The sequence below is a fragment of the Microbacterium sp. zg-Y1090 genome (genome assembly GCF_030246945.1).
Classification (GTDB): Bacteria; Actinomycetota; Actinomycetes; order Actinomycetales; family Microbacteriaceae; genus Microbacterium; species Microbacterium wangruii.
On sequence record NZ_CP126742.1, the window covers coordinates 2,713,890 to 2,732,645 of the forward strand.

The 18,756-nt window shown below is 68.3% G+C and carries 17 protein-coding genes; all 17 read right to left on the reverse strand.

Going from position 1 to position 18,756, the window contains the following annotated elements; translation table 11 throughout:
* Position 1: 1 nt before the first annotated feature.
* The 17 genes from rpsQ to rpsL all read right to left on the reverse strand — a co-directional run bounded on the left by rpsQ (position 2) and on the right by rpsL (position 18,708).
* Complete coding sequence (gene rpsQ, locus QNO26_RS12780; protein ID WP_257533591.1) at positions 2-352, reverse strand: 30S ribosomal protein S17; 351 nt, start codon at positions 350-352, stop codon at positions 2-4.
* Entirely contained in the window at positions 352-666 is a 315-nt protein-coding gene (gene rpmC / locus QNO26_RS12785) for a 50S ribosomal protein L29 (protein WP_257533592.1), read from the reverse strand. Before rpmC ends, rpsQ begins: the two co-directional genes overlap by 1 nt.
* Positions 666-1,085 (reverse strand): 50S ribosomal protein L16, encoded by a 420-nt coding sequence (gene rplP, locus QNO26_RS12790; RefSeq protein ID WP_029145865.1) that lies wholly within the window; start codon positions 1,083-1,085, stop codon positions 666-668. Before rplP ends, rpmC begins: the two co-directional genes overlap by 1 nt.
* Positions 1,085-1,843, reverse strand: a complete 759-nt coding sequence (gene rpsC / locus QNO26_RS12795) for a 30S ribosomal protein S3 (RefSeq protein ID WP_257533593.1) — start codon at positions 1,841-1,843, stop codon at positions 1,085-1,087. The genes rplP and rpsC overlap by 1 nt, the downstream gene beginning before the upstream one ends.
* Positions 1,843-2,241, reverse strand: a complete 399-nt coding sequence (rplV, locus tag QNO26_RS12800) for a 50S ribosomal protein L22 (RefSeq protein WP_257533594.1) — start codon at positions 2,239-2,241, stop codon at positions 1,843-1,845. Before rplV ends, rpsC begins: the two co-directional genes overlap by 1 nt.
* 26 nt (positions 2,242-2,267) lie before the next feature.
* Entirely contained in the window at positions 2,268-2,549 is a 282-nt protein-coding gene (rpsS, locus tag QNO26_RS12805) for a 30S ribosomal protein S19 (RefSeq protein WP_135063327.1), read from the reverse strand.
* 12 nt (positions 2,550-2,561) lie between these two features.
* The gene (gene rplB, locus QNO26_RS12810; RefSeq protein ID WP_257533595.1) at positions 2,562-3,401 is read right to left on the reverse strand and encodes a 50S ribosomal protein L2; all 840 of its coding nucleotides are present in this window, start codon (positions 3,399-3,401) and stop codon (positions 2,562-2,564) included.
* Positions 3,402-3,426: 25 nt separating this feature from the next.
* Positions 3,427-3,738, reverse strand: coding sequence for a 50S ribosomal protein L23 (gene rplW, locus QNO26_RS12815; RefSeq protein WP_257533596.1), 312 nt, complete (start codon positions 3,736-3,738; stop codon positions 3,427-3,429).
* Complete coding sequence (gene rplD, locus QNO26_RS12820; RefSeq protein ID WP_257533597.1) at positions 3,735-4,397, reverse strand: 50S ribosomal protein L4; 663 nt, start codon at positions 4,395-4,397, stop codon at positions 3,735-3,737. The genes rplW and rplD overlap by 4 nt, the downstream gene beginning before the upstream one ends.
* Positions 4,398-4,399: 2 nt before the next feature.
* Positions 4,400-5,059 (reverse strand): 50S ribosomal protein L3, encoded by a 660-nt coding sequence (rplC, locus tag QNO26_RS12825; RefSeq protein ID WP_257495796.1) that lies wholly within the window; start codon positions 5,057-5,059, stop codon positions 4,400-4,402.
* 8 nt (positions 5,060-5,067) lie between these two features.
* Entirely contained in the window at positions 5,068-5,376 is a 309-nt protein-coding gene (gene rpsJ / locus QNO26_RS12830) for a 30S ribosomal protein S10 (RefSeq protein WP_005050520.1), read from the reverse strand.
* 390 nt (positions 5,377-5,766) lie between these two features.
* Complete coding sequence (locus QNO26_RS12835) at positions 5,767-13,623, reverse strand: prealbumin-like fold domain-containing protein (protein WP_257638693.1); 7,857 nt, start codon at positions 13,621-13,623, stop codon at positions 5,767-5,769.
* 285 nt (positions 13,624-13,908) lie between these two features.
* Positions 13,909-14,187 carry a hypothetical protein gene (locus QNO26_RS12840; RefSeq protein WP_306816760.1) on the reverse strand — a complete coding sequence of 93 codons (279 nt, stop codon included), beginning with the start codon at positions 14,185-14,187 and terminating at the stop codon, positions 13,909-13,911.
* Between the two features lie 115 nt (positions 14,188-14,302).
* On the reverse strand, positions 14,303-15,496 hold the full coding sequence (tuf, locus tag QNO26_RS12845) for an elongation factor Tu (protein ID WP_257533599.1): 1,194 nt from the start codon (positions 15,494-15,496) through the stop codon (positions 14,303-14,305).
* A 152-nt stretch (positions 15,497-15,648) separates the two neighbouring features.
* A complete protein-coding gene (gene fusA, locus QNO26_RS12850) occupies positions 15,649-17,763 on the reverse strand; it encodes an elongation factor G (RefSeq protein ID WP_257533600.1) in 2,115 nt (704 codons plus the stop codon).
* A gap of 100 nt (positions 17,764-17,863) precedes the next feature.
* On the reverse strand, positions 17,864-18,334 hold the full coding sequence (gene rpsG / locus QNO26_RS12855; RefSeq protein ID WP_137418066.1) for a 30S ribosomal protein S7: 471 nt from the start codon (positions 18,332-18,334) through the stop codon (positions 17,864-17,866).
* Positions 18,335-18,339: 5 nt separating this feature from the next.
* Positions 18,340-18,708 carry a 30S ribosomal protein S12 gene (gene rpsL, locus QNO26_RS12860; protein WP_137845679.1) on the reverse strand — a complete coding sequence of 123 codons (369 nt, stop codon included), beginning with the start codon at positions 18,706-18,708 and terminating at the stop codon, positions 18,340-18,342.
* Between the last annotated feature and the right edge of the window lie 48 nt (positions 18,709-18,756).

Here is an 18,756-nt window from a genome sequence, read left to right on the forward strand (position 1 = left end):
CTTACTTGGCCTTCTCGAGGATCTCGACCAGGCGCCAGCGCTTGGTGGCGCTCAGCGGGCGGGTCTCGTTGATGAGCACGAGGTCGCCGATGCCGGCGGTGTTGCCCTCGTCGTGGGCCTTGACCTTCGACGTGCGGCGGATGACCTTGCCGTACAGCGGGTGCTTCACGCGGTCCTCGACCTCGACGACGATGGTCTTGTCCATCTTGTCGCTGACGACGTAGCCGCGGCGCGACTTGCGGTAACCACGGGCGTTCTCGTCGCGCACGTCGCGCGCGGCCGACTCGTGGCCGGCGGCCTCGGTGGCCGGCGCCGCCTTGGCGGCGGTCTTCTTCTCGGTGGTCTCAGCCATCACTCGGCCTCTTCCTTCACGGCCTCGTCAGCGGCATCCGCCTTCTTGGCCTTCGTCTTCTTCGCCTTCGTCGCGGTCTCGGCGGGGGCGGGCGTGGCACGGATGCCCAGCTCGCGCTCGCGGATCACGGTGTACAGCCGCGCGATGTCGCGCTTGACCGCACGGATGCGGCCGTGGCTGTCGAGCTGGCCGGTGGCCGACTGGAAGCGCAGGTTGAACAGCTCTTCCTTGGCCTTGCGCAGCTCCTCCACGAGGCGCTGGTCTTCGAACGTATCGAGCTCGCTCGGTGCGAGCGTCTTGGTGCCGACGGCCATTACGCGTCGCCCTCCTCGCGCTTGATGATGCGTGCCTTCAGGGGCAGCTTGTGGATGGCACGGGTCAGTGCCTCACGAGCGAGCTGCTCGTTGACGCCGGCGACCTCGAAGAGGACGCGACCCGGCTTGACATTTGCGACCCACCATTCCGGGGAACCCTTACCGGAACCCATGCGGGTCTCGGCGGGCTTCTTGGTCAGCGGACGGTCGGGGTAGATGTTGATCCACACCTTTCCACCACGCTTGATGTGACGGGTCATGGCGATACGAGCGGACTCGATCTGACGGTTCGTCACGTACGCGGGGGTCAGGGCCTGGATGCCGAACTCGCCGAAGGAGACCTTCGTGCCGCCGGTGGCCTGGCCTGAGCGACCCGGGTGATGCTGCTTGCGGTACTTGACCTTGCGGGGGATAAGCATTACGCCGATGCTCCTTCTGCGACGGGTGCCTCGTTGCGCGGGCCACGACGACGGTCGCCGCCGCGGTCGTCGCGACCGCGGGACTTGGGCGCGTTGGCCTGCTCGCGAGCGAGCTCCTTGTTGGTGAGGTCGCCCTTGTAGATCCAGACCTTCACGCCGATGCGGCCGAAGGTGGTCCTGGCCTCGTAGAACCCGTAGTCGATGTTCGCGCGCAGGGTGTGCAGGGGCACACGGCCTTCGCGGTAGAACTCCGAGCGGCTCATCTCGGCGCCGCCGAGGCGGCCGGAGACCTGGATGCGGATGCCCTTGGCACCGGCACGCTGGGCGCCCTGCAGGCCCTTGCGCATCGCGCGGCGGAACGCCACACGTGCGGAGAGCTGCTCGGCGATGCCCTGCGCGACCAGCTGGGCGTCGGCCTCGGGGTTCTTGACCTCGAGGATGTTCAGCTGGATCTGCTTGCCGGTGAGCTTCTCGAGGTCGGCGCGGATGCGCTCGGCCTCGGCGCCACGGCGGCCGATGACGATGCCCGGGCGGGCGGTGTGGATGTCGACGCGCACGCGGTCACGGGTGCGCTCGATCTCGATGTTGCTCACGCCGGCGCGGTCGAGCTGCGTCTGCAGGAGCTTGCGGATCTTGATGTCCTCGGCGACGTAGTCGGCGTAGCGCTGGCCCGGCTTGGTCGAGTCGGAGAACCACCGCGACACGTGGTCGGTCGTGATGCCGAGGCGGAAGCCGTAGGGGTGAACCTTCTGTCCCATTACTTACTCGCCTTCTTCGTGTTCGTGGCGGGGGCAGCAGCGTCGACCTCGGGGGTCGCCAGCTCCACCGTGATGTGGCTGGTGCGCTTCTTAATCTGGAAGGCACGACCCTGCGCACGGGGGCGGAAACGCTTGAGCGTCGAGCCCTCGTCGACGTACGCGTTCTTCACGTACAGGTCCTGGTCATCCAGGAACTCGCCGTTCTTGTCGGCGGCGACGCGTGCGTTCGCCATCGCGGAAGCGACGAGCTTGTAGATCGGCTCGGACGCACTCTGCGGCGCGAACTTCAGGATGGCCAGAGCCTCCTGAGCCTGCTTGCCCTTGATGAGAGCGACGACACGACGAGCCTTCTGAGGGGTCACGCGGATGTGTCGCACGCGGGCGATGGAATCCACCATCTCTCTCTCCTCTCTGCGCCACCGCGTCAGCGGCGGCGGCCCTTCTTGTCGTCCTTCACGTGGCCGCGGAAGGTGCGGGTGGGCGCGAACTCGCCCAGTTTGTGACCGACCATGGTCTCGGTCACGAACACGGGGATGTGCTTGCGACCGTCGTGCACGGCGATGGTGTGACCCAGCATTGCCGGGATGATCATCGAACGGCGCGACCAGGTCTTGATGACGTTCTTGGAACCGGCTTCGTTCTGCGAGACGACCTTGCGAAGCAGGTGCTCGTCGACGAAGGGGCCCTTCTTAAGGCTGCGAGGCATCTTCCTCTACTCCTACTTACGCTTCTTGCCGGCGTTGCGACGACGGACGATGTACTTGTCGCTTTCCTTGTTGGCGTGGCGGGTGCGACCCTCAGCCTGACCCCAAGGAGAAACCGGGTGACGACCACCGGAGGTCTTACCCTCACCACCACCGTGGGGGTGGTCGACCGGGTTCATCGCGACACCGCGGACGGTCGGGCGGATGCCCTTCCAGCGGTTGCGGCCGGCCTTGCCCCAGTTGATGTTCGACTGCTCGGCGTTGCCGACCTCGCCGATCGTGGCGCGGCAGCGTGCGTCGACGTTGCGGATCTCACCCGAGGGCAGACGAAGCTGCGCGTAGGGGCCGTCCTTGGCGACGAGGCGCACGGAGGTGCCCGCCGAACGCGCCAGCTTCGCGCCGCCGCCGGGGCGGAGCTCGATGGCGTGGATGACGGTACCCGTGGGGATGTTGCGCAGCGGCAGGTTGTTGCCCGGCTTGATGTCAGCGCCGGCACCCGACTCGACGATGTCGCCCTGCGCCAGCTTGTTCGGCGCGATGATGTATCGCTTCTCGCCGTCGAAGTAGTGCAGCAGCGCGATGCGCGCGGTGCGGTTGGGGTCATACTCGATGTGAGCGACCCGGGCGTTGACGCCGTCCTTGTCATTGCGACGGAAGTCGATGACGCGGTACTGGCGCTTGTGGCCACCGCCGATGTGGCGGGTGGTGATGCGGCCCTGGTTGTTGCGGCCACCGGTCTTGGAGAGCGGGCGGAGGAGCGACTTCTCAGGCGTCGATCGGGTGATCTCGGCGAAGTCGGCCACCGACGAGCCGCGGCGACCCGGGGTCGTGGGCTTGTACTTGCGAATAGCCATGTTCTCTAGTCCTCTGTCCCGACCGTCAGCCGACTGCCGTGAAGATGTCGATGGTGCCCGACTTGAGCGTCACGATGGCGCGCTTGGTGTCCTTGCGCTTTCCCATCCCGAAGCGGGTGCGACGCGCCTTGCCGGGGCGGTTGAGGGTGTTCACCGAGGCGACCTTGACGTTGAAGATCTTCTCGACGGCCAGCTTGATCTCGGTCTTCGAGGCACGGGGGTCCACGAGGAACGTGTACTTGCCCTCGTCGATGAGCCCGTAGCTCTTCTCCGAGACGACCGGCTTGAGGATGATGTCGCGCGGGTCCTTGTTCACTGCGATGTTCGCCGTGGTCATGCCGAGACCTCCTCGGTGGTGGCCTTCTTCGACGCGACGAAGGCGTCGTAGGCGGCCTTGGTGAAGACGATGTCGTCGGAGACGAGCACGTCGTAGGCGTTGAGCTGGTCGAAGGTCAGCACGTGGACGTACGCGAGGTTGCGCACGCTCTTCACGGTGATCTCGTCGCCGCGCTCGATGACCACGAGGACGTTCTTCGTGGCCGAGAGCCCGGAGAGCACCGCGGCAGCGGCCTTCGTCGAGGGGGCACCGTCGATCCCGAAGGACTCGACGACGTGCAGACGCTCCCCGCGAGCGCGGTCGCTGAGCGCGCCCAGCAGGGCGGCGGCGACCATCTTCTTGGGGGTGCGCTGCGAGTAGTCGCGCGGCTTGGGGCCGTGCACGATGCCACCGCCGGTCATCTGAGGAGCACGGATCGAGCCCTGACGAGCGTTACCGGTGCCCTTCTGCTTGAACGGCTTGCGGCCTGCACCGGAGACCTCACCACGACGCTTGGTCGAGTGGGTGCCCTGGCGGGCAGCGGCGAGCTGCGCGACGACGACCTGGTGGATCAGGGGGATGTTCGTCTTGACGTCGAACAGCGCGGCGGGCAGCTCCACAGAGCCGGCCTTCTTGCCGTCGGCAGTACGGACGTCGAGCGCGAGAGTCGAGTCAGCCATGATCAGGCACCCTTCACTGCGTTGCGGACGTAGACGATGCGGCCGCGCGCGCCGGGGACGGCGCCCTTGACGAGCAGCAGACCCTTCTCGGCGTCGACGGCGTGCACCGTGAGGTTGAGGACGGTCACGCGCTCGCCACCCATACGGCCGGCCATGCGCATGCCCTTGAAGACGCGGCTCGGAGTCGACGAGGCGCCGATCGAGCCGGGCTTGCGGTGGTTGCGGTGTGCACCGTGCGAAGCGGAGACACCCTTGAAGTTGTGACGCTTCATGACACCCGCGGTGCCCTTGCCCTTGCTGGTGCCGACGACGTCGACCAGCTGGCCGGCCTCGAAGGTGCCGTCCACCGTGAGCTCCTGACCGAGTGAGTAGTCAGCGGCGTCGGCGGTGCGCACCTCGGTGAGGTGGCGGCGGGGGGTCACGCCGGCAGCCTCGAAGTGGGCCGTCTGCGGCTTGTTGACCTTGCGGGGGTCGATCTGCCCGTACGCGATCTGAACGGCCTTGTAGCCGTCCTTCTCGGGGGTGCGGACCTGGGTCACCACGTTGGGGGCGACCTCGATCACGGTGACGGGAACGAGCTTGCCGTTCTCATCCCAGACCTGGGTCATGCCGAGCTTCGTGCCCAGGAGACCCTTCGAAACCTTGTTGTTGATGTCAGCCATGTCGGACCTCAGAGCTTGATCTCGATGTTGACGTCGGCCGGCAGGTCGAGCCGCATCAGCGAGTCGACAGCCTTGGGCGTCGGGTCGATGATGTCGATGAGGCGCTTGTGGGTGCGCATCTCGAAGTGCTCGCGGCTGTCCTTGTACTTGTGGGGCGACCGGATGACGCACACGACGTTCTTCTCGGTCGGCAGGGGCACGGGGCCCACGACCGTCGCGCCCGCACGGGTCACGGTGTCGACGATCTTCCGCGCCGACGTGTCGATGACCTCGTGGTCATACGACTTCAGGCGAATGCGGATCTTCTGTCCCGCCATTGTCTGCTCACTCTCTTTCCGCGTCTTACGTCTCACGGGTCGTGAGCGCATTGGACGCACGGTGGCGCTCTGTCGCGCCGGGCACTTGTCCACCGCCGGAGGACGGGGATGCTGCACCGCTGTTCTGCTGTCAAACCGCACGCCGATCGACGTCCGGCTCCTCACTCCCCCGTGCGCATGCAATGCGACCCGGGTGACCGGGTTGGGGTGTGTGGGATGTGGTGTTCTGCTGCCCGCGGCCTAGGACCCTGCGCGTTCGCGCCGCCTATGCACTGCCGTGACAGTGATCCGGGGCACGCTCAGCGGCCACCGGAATGTGGAACTTCACTAGTGTACGCGGCGCCCGGGCGTGTCGCAAACTCGGGCGTGTCGGCGAAATCCGCCCGCCTCTCACGCCTCCTGGCGTCTGCGGCGAAGGATCATCAGCAGCAGGATACCGCCGACCAGTGCCGTGCCACCCAGCCAGCCGGTCGCGATGGGCGGGGTGCCGCCGGTGCCGGCGAGGCCCGGCACGGGTGCCGGTGCGGGACGGATGACGGGCACCGCACAGCCGCTGTCGGTGACCGCACCGCTGGGTTGCGTGGCGGTGGCGGTGTTGAAGAATCCGCCGCCGTCGGCGGTGCACTCCCGTGCCGTCGCCGGGAGCGGGTTCTGCGACGAGGTGGCATCCACCCGATAGGTGTACGTGTCCACCCCGCCGGGCTCGATCACGACGTCGGCGACCGGCGGCGATCCCACCCACCCCTGCGCCACGATGGCGAACGCGGCGTCGAACTGCGGCGCGTCGGTGAGCGTGTACGTCGTCGGGAGCAGACCCGGGTTGGTGACCGTGACCAGGTAATCGATGCGCCACCGTCCCTCGCCGAGGGTCGTCACCGTGCCATCGGACTTCTCCAGCACCACCGGGACCACGACGAGCTCGCTGCAGTCCGTGGCGACGGAATCGGTCACGCCGTTCTCCACCCTGGCGAGGTTCCACACGCCGCCGCCGGTGTCGGGCGAATCACCGCAGACCAGGTCGTCGGCAGCCGCGTCCACGGCGCTGACCTGCGCACTCACGATGTAGGTGTGCACCGCGCCGTCCGGAAGGAGGCCCGTCGCGACCTGGGTCTGCGCAGTGCCGTCCCACCCGGGGGTGAGTGCGGCGGAGCCCGCGCCGGCCGGATCGATCTCCGGGCCGGTCACCGTCCACGCCGTCACGAGCGTGATCGCGCCGGTGAGCGACTCGGGGACGTCGTCGAGCGTGTACGCGACGGTGACGCCGCTGGTGTTGGACACCAGCACGGCATACGAGACGTTCCAGACTCCACCGCCGAGCGGGGTGGCGGGCTGGGCGATCTTGTCCACGGTCGGCCCGCCCGGTTCGGCGCAGCCGTCGTCCTCTGCGGTGCCGCCGGGGAAGGCGACCGTGGCGGTGTTGAAGAATGCTCCGCCCTCACCGGGTTCGCACACCAGCGACGGGTCGTCCGCGGCGTCGACGGTCGCCACGATGCGGTAGGTGTACTCGGCGGTCCCTCCTGCCGCGAGAGGGATGTTCGGCGCGGGGGCGGTTCCCACCCAATCGCCCGACTCGAGGACGAGGCCCTCGCCCAGGTCGGGGGCGTCGGTGAGGGTGTAGACCGTCGCGACGGTGTCGCTGGTATTGGCGACGGTCACGACGTAGTCGATCTGCCACCGGCCGTCGGGAAGCTGCTGCGCCGCACCGTCGCTCTTGTCGACGGTCACCGGGGCGGTCTCCACGGTCACGCAGCCCTCGGCATCCACCACGATCTCGCCGGAGGTGACACCTGCGGTGTTGACGATTCCGCCGCCGGTGGTGGCGCACGGGCCCGGGTCCGTCGCCTCGACGGTCGGACGCAGCACGCCGCTGACGGTGTACGACAGGGATGCCGCCGGCTGCACCTGCCCGGTGAACACCGCCGCGGTCTCCCCGGGGCCCGCGGTCGTGGCGGTCGGGGCCGGCGCCTCGCCGACAGCGGCGATGCTCCACACGTCTCCGTCGAGCTCCCAGCCGCCGGGGACGCTCGGGAGCGTATCGGTCAGTGCTGCCTGCACCGCCACCGCCCCCGGGTTGCTCAGCGTCAGCGTGTACGAGACGTTCCACGAGGCGTCGGGGTTCTGCGTGGCGGGGTCGACGCCCGTCTTCACCAGTGCCGGGAACGCCGGCTCTCCGCAGCCGAACACCGTCTGGTCGTCCTCGCCGGTCGCCGACAGTGTCGCCGCATTGAGGAAGCCGCCCGCTTCGGGCTCGCCGGGCGACGCGTCGCACCGCCAGGCATCGCCGTCCTGGGTTCCGTTCGCGATCGTCGCCGTCACGGTGACGGTATAGGTGTGCGTCGCCCGCGCCGCGGGGTCACCGCTGGTCGGCAGCGAGACGTCGGTGGCGAGGGTGGCGGTCCCGGCCGGCAGCGTGAACTCGCCTGAGGTGCCGTCGGGGCCGGTCCAGGTGGCCGCGGTCGGCGTGATCCCCTCGCCGTACTGCAGGGCGTCGGCGAGGCTGTAGATGTACGTCGAGGTGTCGGAGTTGTTCGTGACGACGATGTCGTAGGAGATGGTCCACGTGCCGTCGGCGTTCTGCACCGGCGAACCGTCCGTCACCTGCTTGTCGATCGTCCCCTCCGCCCGGATCGCCGTGTTGACGATCTCGCAGGTCACGTCGACGCCGAGGCTGAGGCGCACCACTCCGGCCGAGACGAGCGGGTACTCCGCGCCGCCGTCGGTCTCGACGCAGGCCCAGTCGCCGGCGGTGTATCCGGAGGGCCCGAACGTCTCCGACAGTGCGTAGTCGACGTCGGCGGCGACCTGCCCGGACACCGCGGCGGTGGTCGTCCCGGTGCGGGTGCCTTCGCCCGACAGCACGGGGTCGCTCTCGCCCGCGACGGCGTTGAGCGTCCACTGCTCGGGCGTGGCGGTGCCGACGCCACCCTGGTTGTCGACGTTCTTCACCAGCGTGAGCGTCGGGGCGATGGCCGCATTGGTGAACGTGCACGTGACGGACTGGCCGTTGGCGACGGTCACGACGGGAGCGTCGCGGGTGACGCCGCCGGTGTCGCACGACAGCGCCGTCCACGCGTAGTCCGCGATCTGGTCGACCTCGGCCAGCGTGTAGCTGCCGGCGGGCACCGACTGGGTCTGCGCGTGGTCGAAGACGAGCGCCTCGCCCGTGGCGGGCTGGGCCGTCAGTCGCTGGTTCCAGTCGGCCGGTACCGCGCTGCCGCCCAGGGTGTTGTCGACGTCCTTGACCAGGGTGAGGGAGCCGGGCACGTCGGTGTTGCCGAACGTGCAGGTGACGTCCTCGGCGATGCCCAGTGTGAGGGTCGGATCCTCGGGCGAGATGGTCGCGCCGTTGTCGCAGGCGAGAGAGGTCCAGTCGTATCCTGCCGGACCGCCGGATTCGGCGAGGGTGAACTCCGCGCCGGCCGGGACGGCAACGGCGGTGACGGCGGGCGTGCCGGTGACGCCGCTGAGTGCGGGTCCGCCGGGGGTGCTCGCCGCGAGCGTCCACTCGGTGGGCTCCGCGGTGCCGCCGTTGGCGTTGGTGACGGTCTTCACCAGCGTCAGGGTGGGTGCGACGTCATCGTTGGTGAAGGAGCAGGTGACCTCTTCGCCGTTGGCGACGGTGACGGTGGGCGATTCCAGCGTCGTCGACCCGGTGCTGCAGGTCAGTGCCGTCCACTCGTAGCCTTCCGGGCCACCGGACTCGGCGAGGGTGTACTCACCGGCGGTGACCTGCTGGGACACGTCGTGGTCGAAGGCGATGGCCGTCCCCCCGGCGGGCTGCGCCGTGAGTGCCTGGTTCCAGTCCGCCGGCACGGCGGTGCCGCCGTCGTCGTTGACGACCTGCTTGAGCAGGGTGAGGGTTCCCGGCACGTCGTCGTTGACGAACGTGCAGGTGACGTCCTCGTCCAGCGCCAGGGTCACCGTCGGGTCGGCCACCGAGGCATCGGCGCCGTTGTCGCACGCGAGCGACGACCAGTCGTAGCCATCCGGTCCGGTCTCGGCGAGCGTGTACTCGCTGTTGGCCGGGACGGTGACCGCGGTGACGGCGGTCGCGCCGCTCGCACCCGACAGGTCGGGTCCGCCCGGGGTCGTCGCCGACAGCGTCCAGTCGGTCGCGGCCGCGGTGCCGCCGTTGTCGTTCACGACGGTCTTGACGAGGGTGAGCGTGGGCGCGATGTCGTCGTTGACGAAGGTGCAGGTGACGTTGTCCCCGTTGGGCACCGTGACCGTCGGCGAGGTCAGGGAGGTCTGGCCCGTGGTGCAGGACAGGCCGGTCAACTCGTAGCCCGCGAGCTGGTCGATCTCAGCGAGGGTGTACGTTCCGCCCGGCACGCCGATCGTCTCGCTGTGGTCGAAGACCAGGGTGTCGCCGGTGGCGGGCTGCGCGGTGAGCCGCTGATTCCAGTCTTCCGGCACGGCTGTGCCCCCGTTGTCGTTGACGATCTCCTTGACCAGGGTGAGGCTGCCGGCGAGGTCGGTGTTGCTGAAGGTGCACGTGACGTCCGCGGCGAGACCGAGGGTCAACGTCGGGCTCTCCGGAGAGATCTCCGCCCCGTTGTCGCACGAGAGCGCGACCCAGTCGTAGCCGGCGGGCCCACCGCTCTCGGCGAGCGTGTAGGTCGCGCCCGCCGGGACGGTGACGCCGGTGACGGTCTCGGCGCCCGAGACGCCCGTGAGGTCCGGCCCCCCGGGGGTGGTCGCCGACAGGGTCCAGTCCGTCGCCACGGCCGTCCCGCCCTGGGCGTTCGTGACCTCCTTGACCAGCGTGAGGGTGGGGGCGATGTCGTCGTTGACGAACGTGCAGGTGACGTCTTCGCCGACCTGGAGCGTCAGCGTCGGGCTCGACGGCGACACGGCCGCCCCGTTGTCGCACGTGAGCGACTCCCACGTGTATCCATCAGGGCCGCTCTCGGCGAGGGTGTACGGCACGCCGCCGATCACGGAGACGCCGGTCACCTCGGCACTGCCGGAGACTCCGCTCAGGCCGGGCTCACCCGGACTCGTGGCCGACAGCGTCCAATCGGTCGCTGCGGCGGTGCCGCCGCTGTCGTTGGTGACGGTCTTCACCAGCGTGAGGGTGGGCGCGACGTCGACGTTGACGAAGCGGTAGGTGTTGGCCCCCAGCGCCGGCACGCTCACGGTCGGGTCGACCTGTGTCCACACGCCGTTGATCAGCTGTTCCAGCGCGAACTGTCGGTACCCGGGGCCGCCCCCGGCTTCGGAGAGCGTGTACTCCTGGCCCGGCCGTACGGAGAAGGTGTTCGCCGCCGTTGCGCTGGGCGCTCCGGTGACGGTGGTCGGCGTGAGGCCGGGGACGCCGGCCGCCGGGTCTGCGGTCAGCTCCCACGCGTCGGCGGTGAGCGTGCCGCCTTCGTCGTTGACGACCTCCTTGAGCAGCGTGATGACGGCCGTCTGGTTGGTCGCGGTGCAGGTGACGTTCTGTCCGAGCGCGACCGTGACGCCACCGTCTGCGCCGTCGTAATCGCTGCCGCCGACGACGCAGTCCCAGCTTCCGGTGGCGCCATCGATCAGCGTTGCGCCCTCCTCCACCGTCTGCAGGTACGTGGCGGGTCCCGTCTCCGTGAGCAGGTAGCGCACGCCCGGCGAGACGGGGGCCGACGTGCCGCTCACTCCGGAGGGGCCGTCGAGGCCGGTCCCGCCGATCGGGGTCGCCGTCAGAGTGAAGTCGCTCGCGGTCGCATCGCCATTGGCGATCGACTTCACCAGCGTCAAGGTGCTCACGCACGTGACGGTGTTGGTGACCGTGACGACATTCGGGTCATCGGTGGTGATGACGTAGTCCCCTGCTCCGCTGGAGGTGTAGGTGCACCCCGGTGGCAGGTTCGTGACCTCTTCGTCGATCGCCACCGTGTCGCCGGGTGTGAACTGGGTGTAGGTGGTGCCGAACGTGCGGGGCTCACCGTCGAGCAAGAGGTCGGCGGTGCCCACCGGCTGCTCCCCGTCGGCGTATTCCACGCCGTCGACGATCCACTCCTTGTCCACACGCAGCGAGACCGTGGGGCTCGGTGCCCGGTTGTAGACGGAGCAGGTGACGATTCCGCCCTGCTGGGCCGCTGTGGTGAATCCGAGATCTCCGCTGTCGGTGACCGCCACCGGCGCGCCGGTGTTGTCTCTGCAGACGGCGTTCGCCCCTCCCTGCGGAACGAGCTCGAACCCGGCCTGGAGGGATTCCGTGATGGTGACATCCGCCGTGCCACCGGCGGCGATGCCGCTGGCAGCGAAGCTGACCGCTCCGGTGTCGTTGGTCTGGCCGGTCGCGGGTTCCACCGTGACGCCGGCGGCGTCGGTGGTCGCTGCGAACGTCCACCCGGGCGCGGGTACGGCGTCGTCGACGTCGCCGTCCGAGGGGATGACGAGCTTCGTGACGTTGACCGTTCCGGCGCATTCGCCCAGCGCCCGTTCCTCGAGGAACTCCCGGAGGTCTTCGTAGTTGTCGACGAGGAAGTAGTCCGCGCCGAGGGTGGGGCCGGAGATGGCCTGCAGGTTCTGCACCTCCGCAGCCGAGGCCGCGCCGATCCCGACACCGACGACGCTCGTGCCGCGGTCGAGCTTCAGGGCATTGGCGGAGAAGACGGCGTTCTCCATCTCCACGATGCGTGTCGTGCTCCCCGGCCCCGAAGGCGCCCCACCCGCGCCGGTTCCCGGGGGGCCGTAGAACGTGGGGCTGCCGTCGGTGAGCACGAGTACGACGTCGAGGGTGTCGGCGGCACTGGCCTGGGTGACCTGCCAGAGCCCCTGGTCCCAGTTCGTCCCCTGCCGCCAGTCGCCGGTGTTGACGACCGTGAGGCCGTTCGCCTTGTTGCGCACCGTGGCCGCGCCCGACGCGGTGGACACGGGCGTGAGGGGCAGGGTGGTGTTCGCGGCACCGGCGGCGGGGGCGCCGCCGGCGAACGTCCAGATGCCGATGGAGGACGGGGTGCCCTCGAGCGTGTCGACGAAGCTTGCGGCTGCGTTGCGGAGGTCCTGCTGTGAGCTCAGCAGGGAGTTCGAGAGGTCGACGAGCAGGCCGACCCGCAGTCCGCAGGTCTGGGCCAGCGTCGGATTCTCGGCCTCGTTCGCCCACTGACTGCCGCGCGCCTGCAGGTTGCTTGCGCCGGTGGTCTGCTGGGGGTAGGTCACGCTCTCGCCGGGCGGGATCACCTCGGTACGCAGGCGGTAGGGCTGCTGGACCACCTCCGTGCCGGTGCCGAGGTCGAAGCTGTCGATGATGCGGTATCCCGCAGGCGCCCCGGTCTCGATCACCCAGTACTGTGCGCCGGAGGACACCGTCACGTCGCACAAGCCGTCCGCCCCCGTCACGCAGGTCCCGACGAGGTTCGCGGGATCGGTGTCGGGCTCGGTGTCCGTCCCGCCGCTGTAGACCGAGAACGTCGCCCCGGCCAGCGGCCCGACAGTCTGAGCGCCCGTGCGCTCGCCACCCTTCCTCAGCACCAGCGTGGTCGGTTCGACGGAGGTGTGCGTGAAGGTGCACGAGGCGACGAGCGAGGCGGTTCCGGTGCCGATGTACTGCAGCAGCGCCTCCGCCTCGGTGAACTGCAGGCGAGTGCCACCCGTGGTGTCGTTGAGGAAGCAGCTGACGGTCGTGGTGTAGTCGTCGGTCACCCCAGGGGTGCCGATCGCCTGGAGCGTGTACGAGCCCGGCTTGGGCACCCGGCGGCTCTGGCCGCTCGCGAACGTGTACCAGTCGGTGCTGCCCACGATGTTGGCGCGCAACTCCCAGTCCGCGGTCGTGGCGGCGCCTCCCTGCACGACGTTGACGATGCTGAGCGTGCCGCAGACGGAGTTCCCTCCCACGCAGTCGTTGGGGACGGCGGCGAGGGGCGTCACGATTCCGGGCTCCGGGGCGACCTCGGCCTCCGGCGCGGGGGCCACGGGTTCGGGGTCGACGGCGTCCGGGGCTGCTGGCGTCGAGGGCTCCGCGTCGCCGGGGGCGGGGGCGGGAGCGGTCGGCGGCAGAGCCGGATCCTGCGGCCGGGGTGTGTCGGTCGCAGGATCCGGTGGTGCGGTGGGCGGCGCGGACGGCTCCTCCTCGGGCGCGGGTGCGACGGGACCGGGATCGACCGGGGCCTCCTCGGCGGGGGCCTCCGCCGCCGCAGACGTGGGCGGCTCGGTCGGTGGGGGTGTCACGGTCGCCGCGCCGGCGGGAACGGCACCGGCGAAGGTCAGTGCGGCGGCGAGCAGCACGGCGAGCAGAGCGCTCGGCTGGCGGAGACCAACCCTTCCCACGTGCCCCTCGCGGAGACGTCGGGGAGTCCGTCGTTCGGAATTGCGCGCACGCCGATCACCGTTCATGTCCACACCCTCATCGCACCGCCGACGTCCGGATGGCCCGGTCGGACCTCCCAAGTCGCGTGTTGTTCTGCGGGTGTGTGGCCCCCCAGGACCGCTCGCAGCACGTGCTCACGGACAAGCTACAAAGGGCCTGTCAAACCGTCAAGGGGGGTCTCGCGTCGCCCCGCCGCACGCACGACACCCCCGGAGCGTGCTCCGGGGGTGTCGTGCGTGCGGCGCTCAGTTCGCTCCGTCCGCCTTCGGCGCGGCATCCCGCTGGTCGCCCGCCTGGGCCTGCGCCGAACCGTCATTGCCGACCGCGCCGTCCACCTTGTCGCGCACGTCGTCGACCTTCGCGTCGGCCGAGTCGGGGGTGATCTTCTTGACGAACTCCGCGGCCGCATTGATGACGTTGTCACTGACCTGCTCCGCTTTGTCGGAGTGCAGCGCCTGCTCGATCTTCTCCTTGTTCTGCTCGAGGAACTGCTTGCTCTTGTTCACCACGTCGTCGATGCCCATGAGGACTCCCTTGTCGGTGCGCGGACGATCCGCTCGCGTTCATCATCACCCCGCGCCCGAACGCACGAAACCCCCCGGATCGCTCCAGGGGGTTTCGTGAAGGAACTCGAAAGAGTTACTTGATGATCTTGGTCACCGTGCCGGCGCCGACGGTGCGGCCACCCTCACGGATCGCGAAGCCGAGGCCCTCTTCCATGGCGATCGGCTGGATCAGCTCGACCGTCATGTCGGTGGTGTCACCGGGCATGACCATCTCGGTGCCCTCGGGCAGCGTGATGACACCGGTGACGTCCGTGGTGCGGAAGTAGAACTGCGGACGGTAGTTCGTGTAGAAGGGGTTGTGACGGCCACCCTCCTCCTTCGAGAGGATGTACGCGGTGCCCTCGAAGTTGGTGTGCGGCGTGACCGAACCGGGCTTCACGATGACCTGGCCGCGCTCGACGTCGTCACGCTTGGTGCCGCGCAGGAGCAGACCACAGTTCTCGCCGGCCCAGGCCTCGTCGAGCTGCTTGTGGAACATCTCGATACCGGTGACGATCGTCTTCTGCGTCGGGCGCAGACCCACGATCTCGACCTCGGAGTTGATGGCCAGGGTGCCGCGCTCGGCGCGACCCGTGACGACCGTGCCACGGCCGGTGATGGTGAAGACGTCCTCGACGGGCATGAGGAACGGCTTGTCCTTGTCACGCACCGGGTCGGGGATGGACTCGTCGACGGCCTCCATGAGCTCGACGATCGACTGAACCCACTTCTCGTCGCCCTCGAGAGCCTTCAGGCCCGAGACGCGCACGACGGGGGCGTTGTCGCCGTCGAAGTCCTGCGAGGAGAGGAGCTCGCGCACCTCGAGCTCGACGAGCTCCAGGATCTCCTCGTCGTCGACCATGTCCGACTTGTTCAGCGCGACCAGCAGGTACGGCACGCCGACCTGCTTGGCGAGCAGCACGTGCTCACGCGTCTGAGCCATGGGGCCGTCGGTCGCCGCGACCACGAGGATCGCGCCGTCCATCTGAGCGGCACCGGTGATCATGTTCTTGATGTAGTCAGCGTGACCGGGCGCGTCGACGTGCGCGTAGTGACGCTTGGGGGTCTCGTACTCGACGTGCGAGATGTTGATCGTGATGCCGCGCTGACGCTCCTCGGGGGCCGAGTCGATCGACGCGAAGTCGCGCTGCACGTTGGTGGCCGACGGGTACTTGTCGGCGAGCACCTTGGAGATCGCCGCGGTCAGCGTGGTCTTGCCGTGGTCAACGTGACCGATGGTTCCGATGTTGACGTGCGGCTTGGTCCGCTCGAACTTGGCCTTAGCCACTGGGTCCTCCTCAGGACAGTCGTGTAGTGCACGGGCGCTGGATTGCGACCGGGGCGCTACGGGGATTGGTTCAGTCTAGTAGACAGGTCGGTATTCAGTTGGGTGGATGCCGGGAGCTCACCGCGAAGGTGAGGCGAGCCCCGGCACCAGGGTTATTCGCCCTTGTTCTTCTGGACGATCTCGTCGGCCACGGCGCGGGGCACCTCGGCGTAGCTGTCGAACTCCATCGAGTAGACGGCGCGACCCGAGGTCTTCGAGCGCAGGTCTCCGATGTAGCCGAACATCTCCGACAGCGGCACCAGCGCCCGCACGACCTTGACGCCTGCGGCATCCTCCATCGACTGGATCTGGCCACGACGCGAGTTCAGGTCGCCGATGACGTCGCCCATGTACTCCTCGGGCGTACGCACCTCGACGCTCATGAGCGGCTCGAGGATGACCGGGTTGGCCTTGCGCAGCGCTTCCTTGAAGCCCATGGAACCGGCGATCTTGAACGCCATCTCCGAGGAGTCGACGTCGTGCGAAGCACCGTCGAGCAGCGTCGCCTTGACACCCACGATGGGGTAGCCGGCGAGCACGCCGACGTTCATCGCGTCCTGGAAGCCCTGGTTGGTCGGCTCGATGTACTCGCGCGGGATGCGGCCACCGGTGACCTTGTTCTCGAACTCGTACGTCTTGTCGGCCGTGACCTCGAGGGGCTCGATCGCGAACTGGATCTTCGCGAACTGACCCGAGCCACCGGTCTGCTTCTTGTGGGTGTAGTCGTGACGCTCGACGGCCTTCTTGATCGTCTCGCGGTACGCCACCTGCGGCTTGCCGACGTTGGCCTCGACGCGGAACTCGCGCTTCATGCGGTCCACGAGGATGTCCAGGTGCAGCTCGCCCATACCCTTGATGACCGTCTGACCGGTCTCGGGGTTGAGCTCGGTGCGGAAGGTCGGGTCCTCCTCGGCGAGCTTCTGGATCGCCAGACCCAGCTTCTCCTGGTCGGCCTTCGTCTTCGGCTCGATCGCGACCTCGATGACGGGCTCGGGGAAGGTCATCGACTCGAGCACGACCGGGGCGGCCGGGTCGGCGAGGGTGTCACCGGTGGTGGTGTCCTTCAGGCCGATGACGGCGTAGATATTGCCCGCGGTGACCGAGTCGACCGGGTTCTCCTTGTTGGCGTGCATCTGGAAGATCTTGCCGATGCGCTCCTTCTTGCCCTTGGTGGAGTTGACCACCTGAGCGCCCGAGTCCAGGTGACCGGAGTACACGCGGATGTAGGTCAGGCGACCGAAGAAGGGGTGCACCGCGACCTTGAACGCCAGCGCGGCGAACGGGTCGTTGGCGTCGGGGTGACGCTCGATGATCTTCTCTTCGTCCTTGGGGTCGTGGGCCTCGATGGCCGGCACGTCCAGGGGCGAGGGGAGGTAGTCCACGACGGCGTCGAGCATGGGCTGCACGCCGCGGTTCTTGAACGCGGAGCCGCAGAGCACGGGGTACAGGTCACCGTTGACGGTGAGCTTGCGGATGGCGCCCTTGATCTCGGCGAGCGTGAGCTCCTCACCGGCGAAGTACTTCTCGAGCAGCGCCTCGTCGGTCTCGGCGACCGTCTCGAGCAGCTTCTCGCGGTACTCGGCAGCGCGGTCGGCGAGGTCGGCGGGAATCTCCTGCACCTCGTACTTGGCGCCCATGGTGACGTCACCCTTGGAGTCGCCGGGCCAGACCAGCGCGCGCATCTCGACGAGGTCGATGACGCCGACGAAGTCGTTCTCGGCGCCGATGGGCAGCTGCAGCACGAGCGGCTTGGCGCCCAGGCGCTTGATGATGGTGTCGACCGTGAAGTAGAAGTCGGCGCCCAGCTTGTCCATCTTGTTGACGAAGCAGATGCGGGGGACGTCGTACTTGTCGGCCTGACGCCACACGGTCTCCGACTGGGGCTCGACGCCCTCCTTGCCGTCGAAGACGGCGACGGCGCCGTCGAGCACGCGCAGCGAGCGCTCGACCTCGACCGTGAAGTCGACGTGGCCGGGGGTGTCGATGATGTTGATCTGGTTCTTGTTCCAGAAGCAGGTCACGGCGGCAGACGTGATCGTGATGCCGCGCTCCTTCTCCTGCTCCATCCAGTCGGTCGTCGAAGCGCCGTCGTGCGTCTCACCGAGCTTGTGGTTGACGCCCGTGTAGAACAGGATGCGCTCGGTCGTCGTCGTCTTGCCGGCATCGATGTGCGCCATGATGCCGATGTTGCGGACCTTGTTGAGGTCGGTGAGCACGTCTTGTGCCACGGGGTGTCCTTACGTTTCGTTGCGGATGTCGCGGGGGCCGGCACCGCCGTCGAGGCCGGGGGTCGGATCTGCATCCGACCCCCGGACCGTCGACAGGGGTTTACCAGCGGTAGTGGGCGAAGGCGCGGTTCGACTCGGCCATCTTGTGGGTGTCCTCGCGGCGCTTGACCGCGGCACCCAGGCCGTTCGAGGCATCCAGGATCTCGTTCTGGAGGCGCTCGGTCATCGTCTTCTCACGACGACCCTTCGCGTAGCTGACCAGCCAGCGCAGGGCCAGCGTGTTGGCGCGGTGAGGCTTGACCTCGACCGGCACCTGGTAGGTCGAGCCACCGACACGGCGGCTCTTGACCTCGAGCGTGGGGCGCACGTTGTCGAGCGCCTTCTTGAGCGTGGCCACGGCGTCCTGGCCGTTCTTGGCCTCGACGCCGCGCAGCGCGGTGTAGACGATCGACTCGGCGAGCGACTTCTTGCCGTCGACGAGGATCTTGTTCACCAGCTGGCTGACGATCGGTGCGCCGTAAACCGGGTCGTTGACGACGGGGCGCTTCGGGGCGGGTCCCTTACGAGGCATCTAACTCAACCCTTCTTCGCACCGTAGCGGCTGCGAGCCTGCTTACGGTTCTTGACGGCCTGGGTGTCCAGGGCGCCGCGGACGATCTTGTAGCGCACACCCGGCAGGTCCTTCACACGACCGCCGCGCACGAGCACGAGCGAGTGCTCCTGCAGGTTGTGGCCCTCGCCGGGGATGTAGGCGGTGACCTCGGTGCCGTTGCGGAGCTTGACACGGGCGACCTTGCGCATGGCCGAGTTCGGCTTCTTGGGCGTGGTCGTGTAGACGCGGGTGCAGACCCCGGCCTGCTGCGGGTTCGCCTTCAGCGCGGGAGCCTTGGTCTTGACGACCTTCGGCGAGCGCCCCTTGCGAACCAACTGCTGAATGGTTGGCACGTTCTCTCCTTGTTGTGCTGCACGGTGACAGCGTCGTGGTTTCACCAC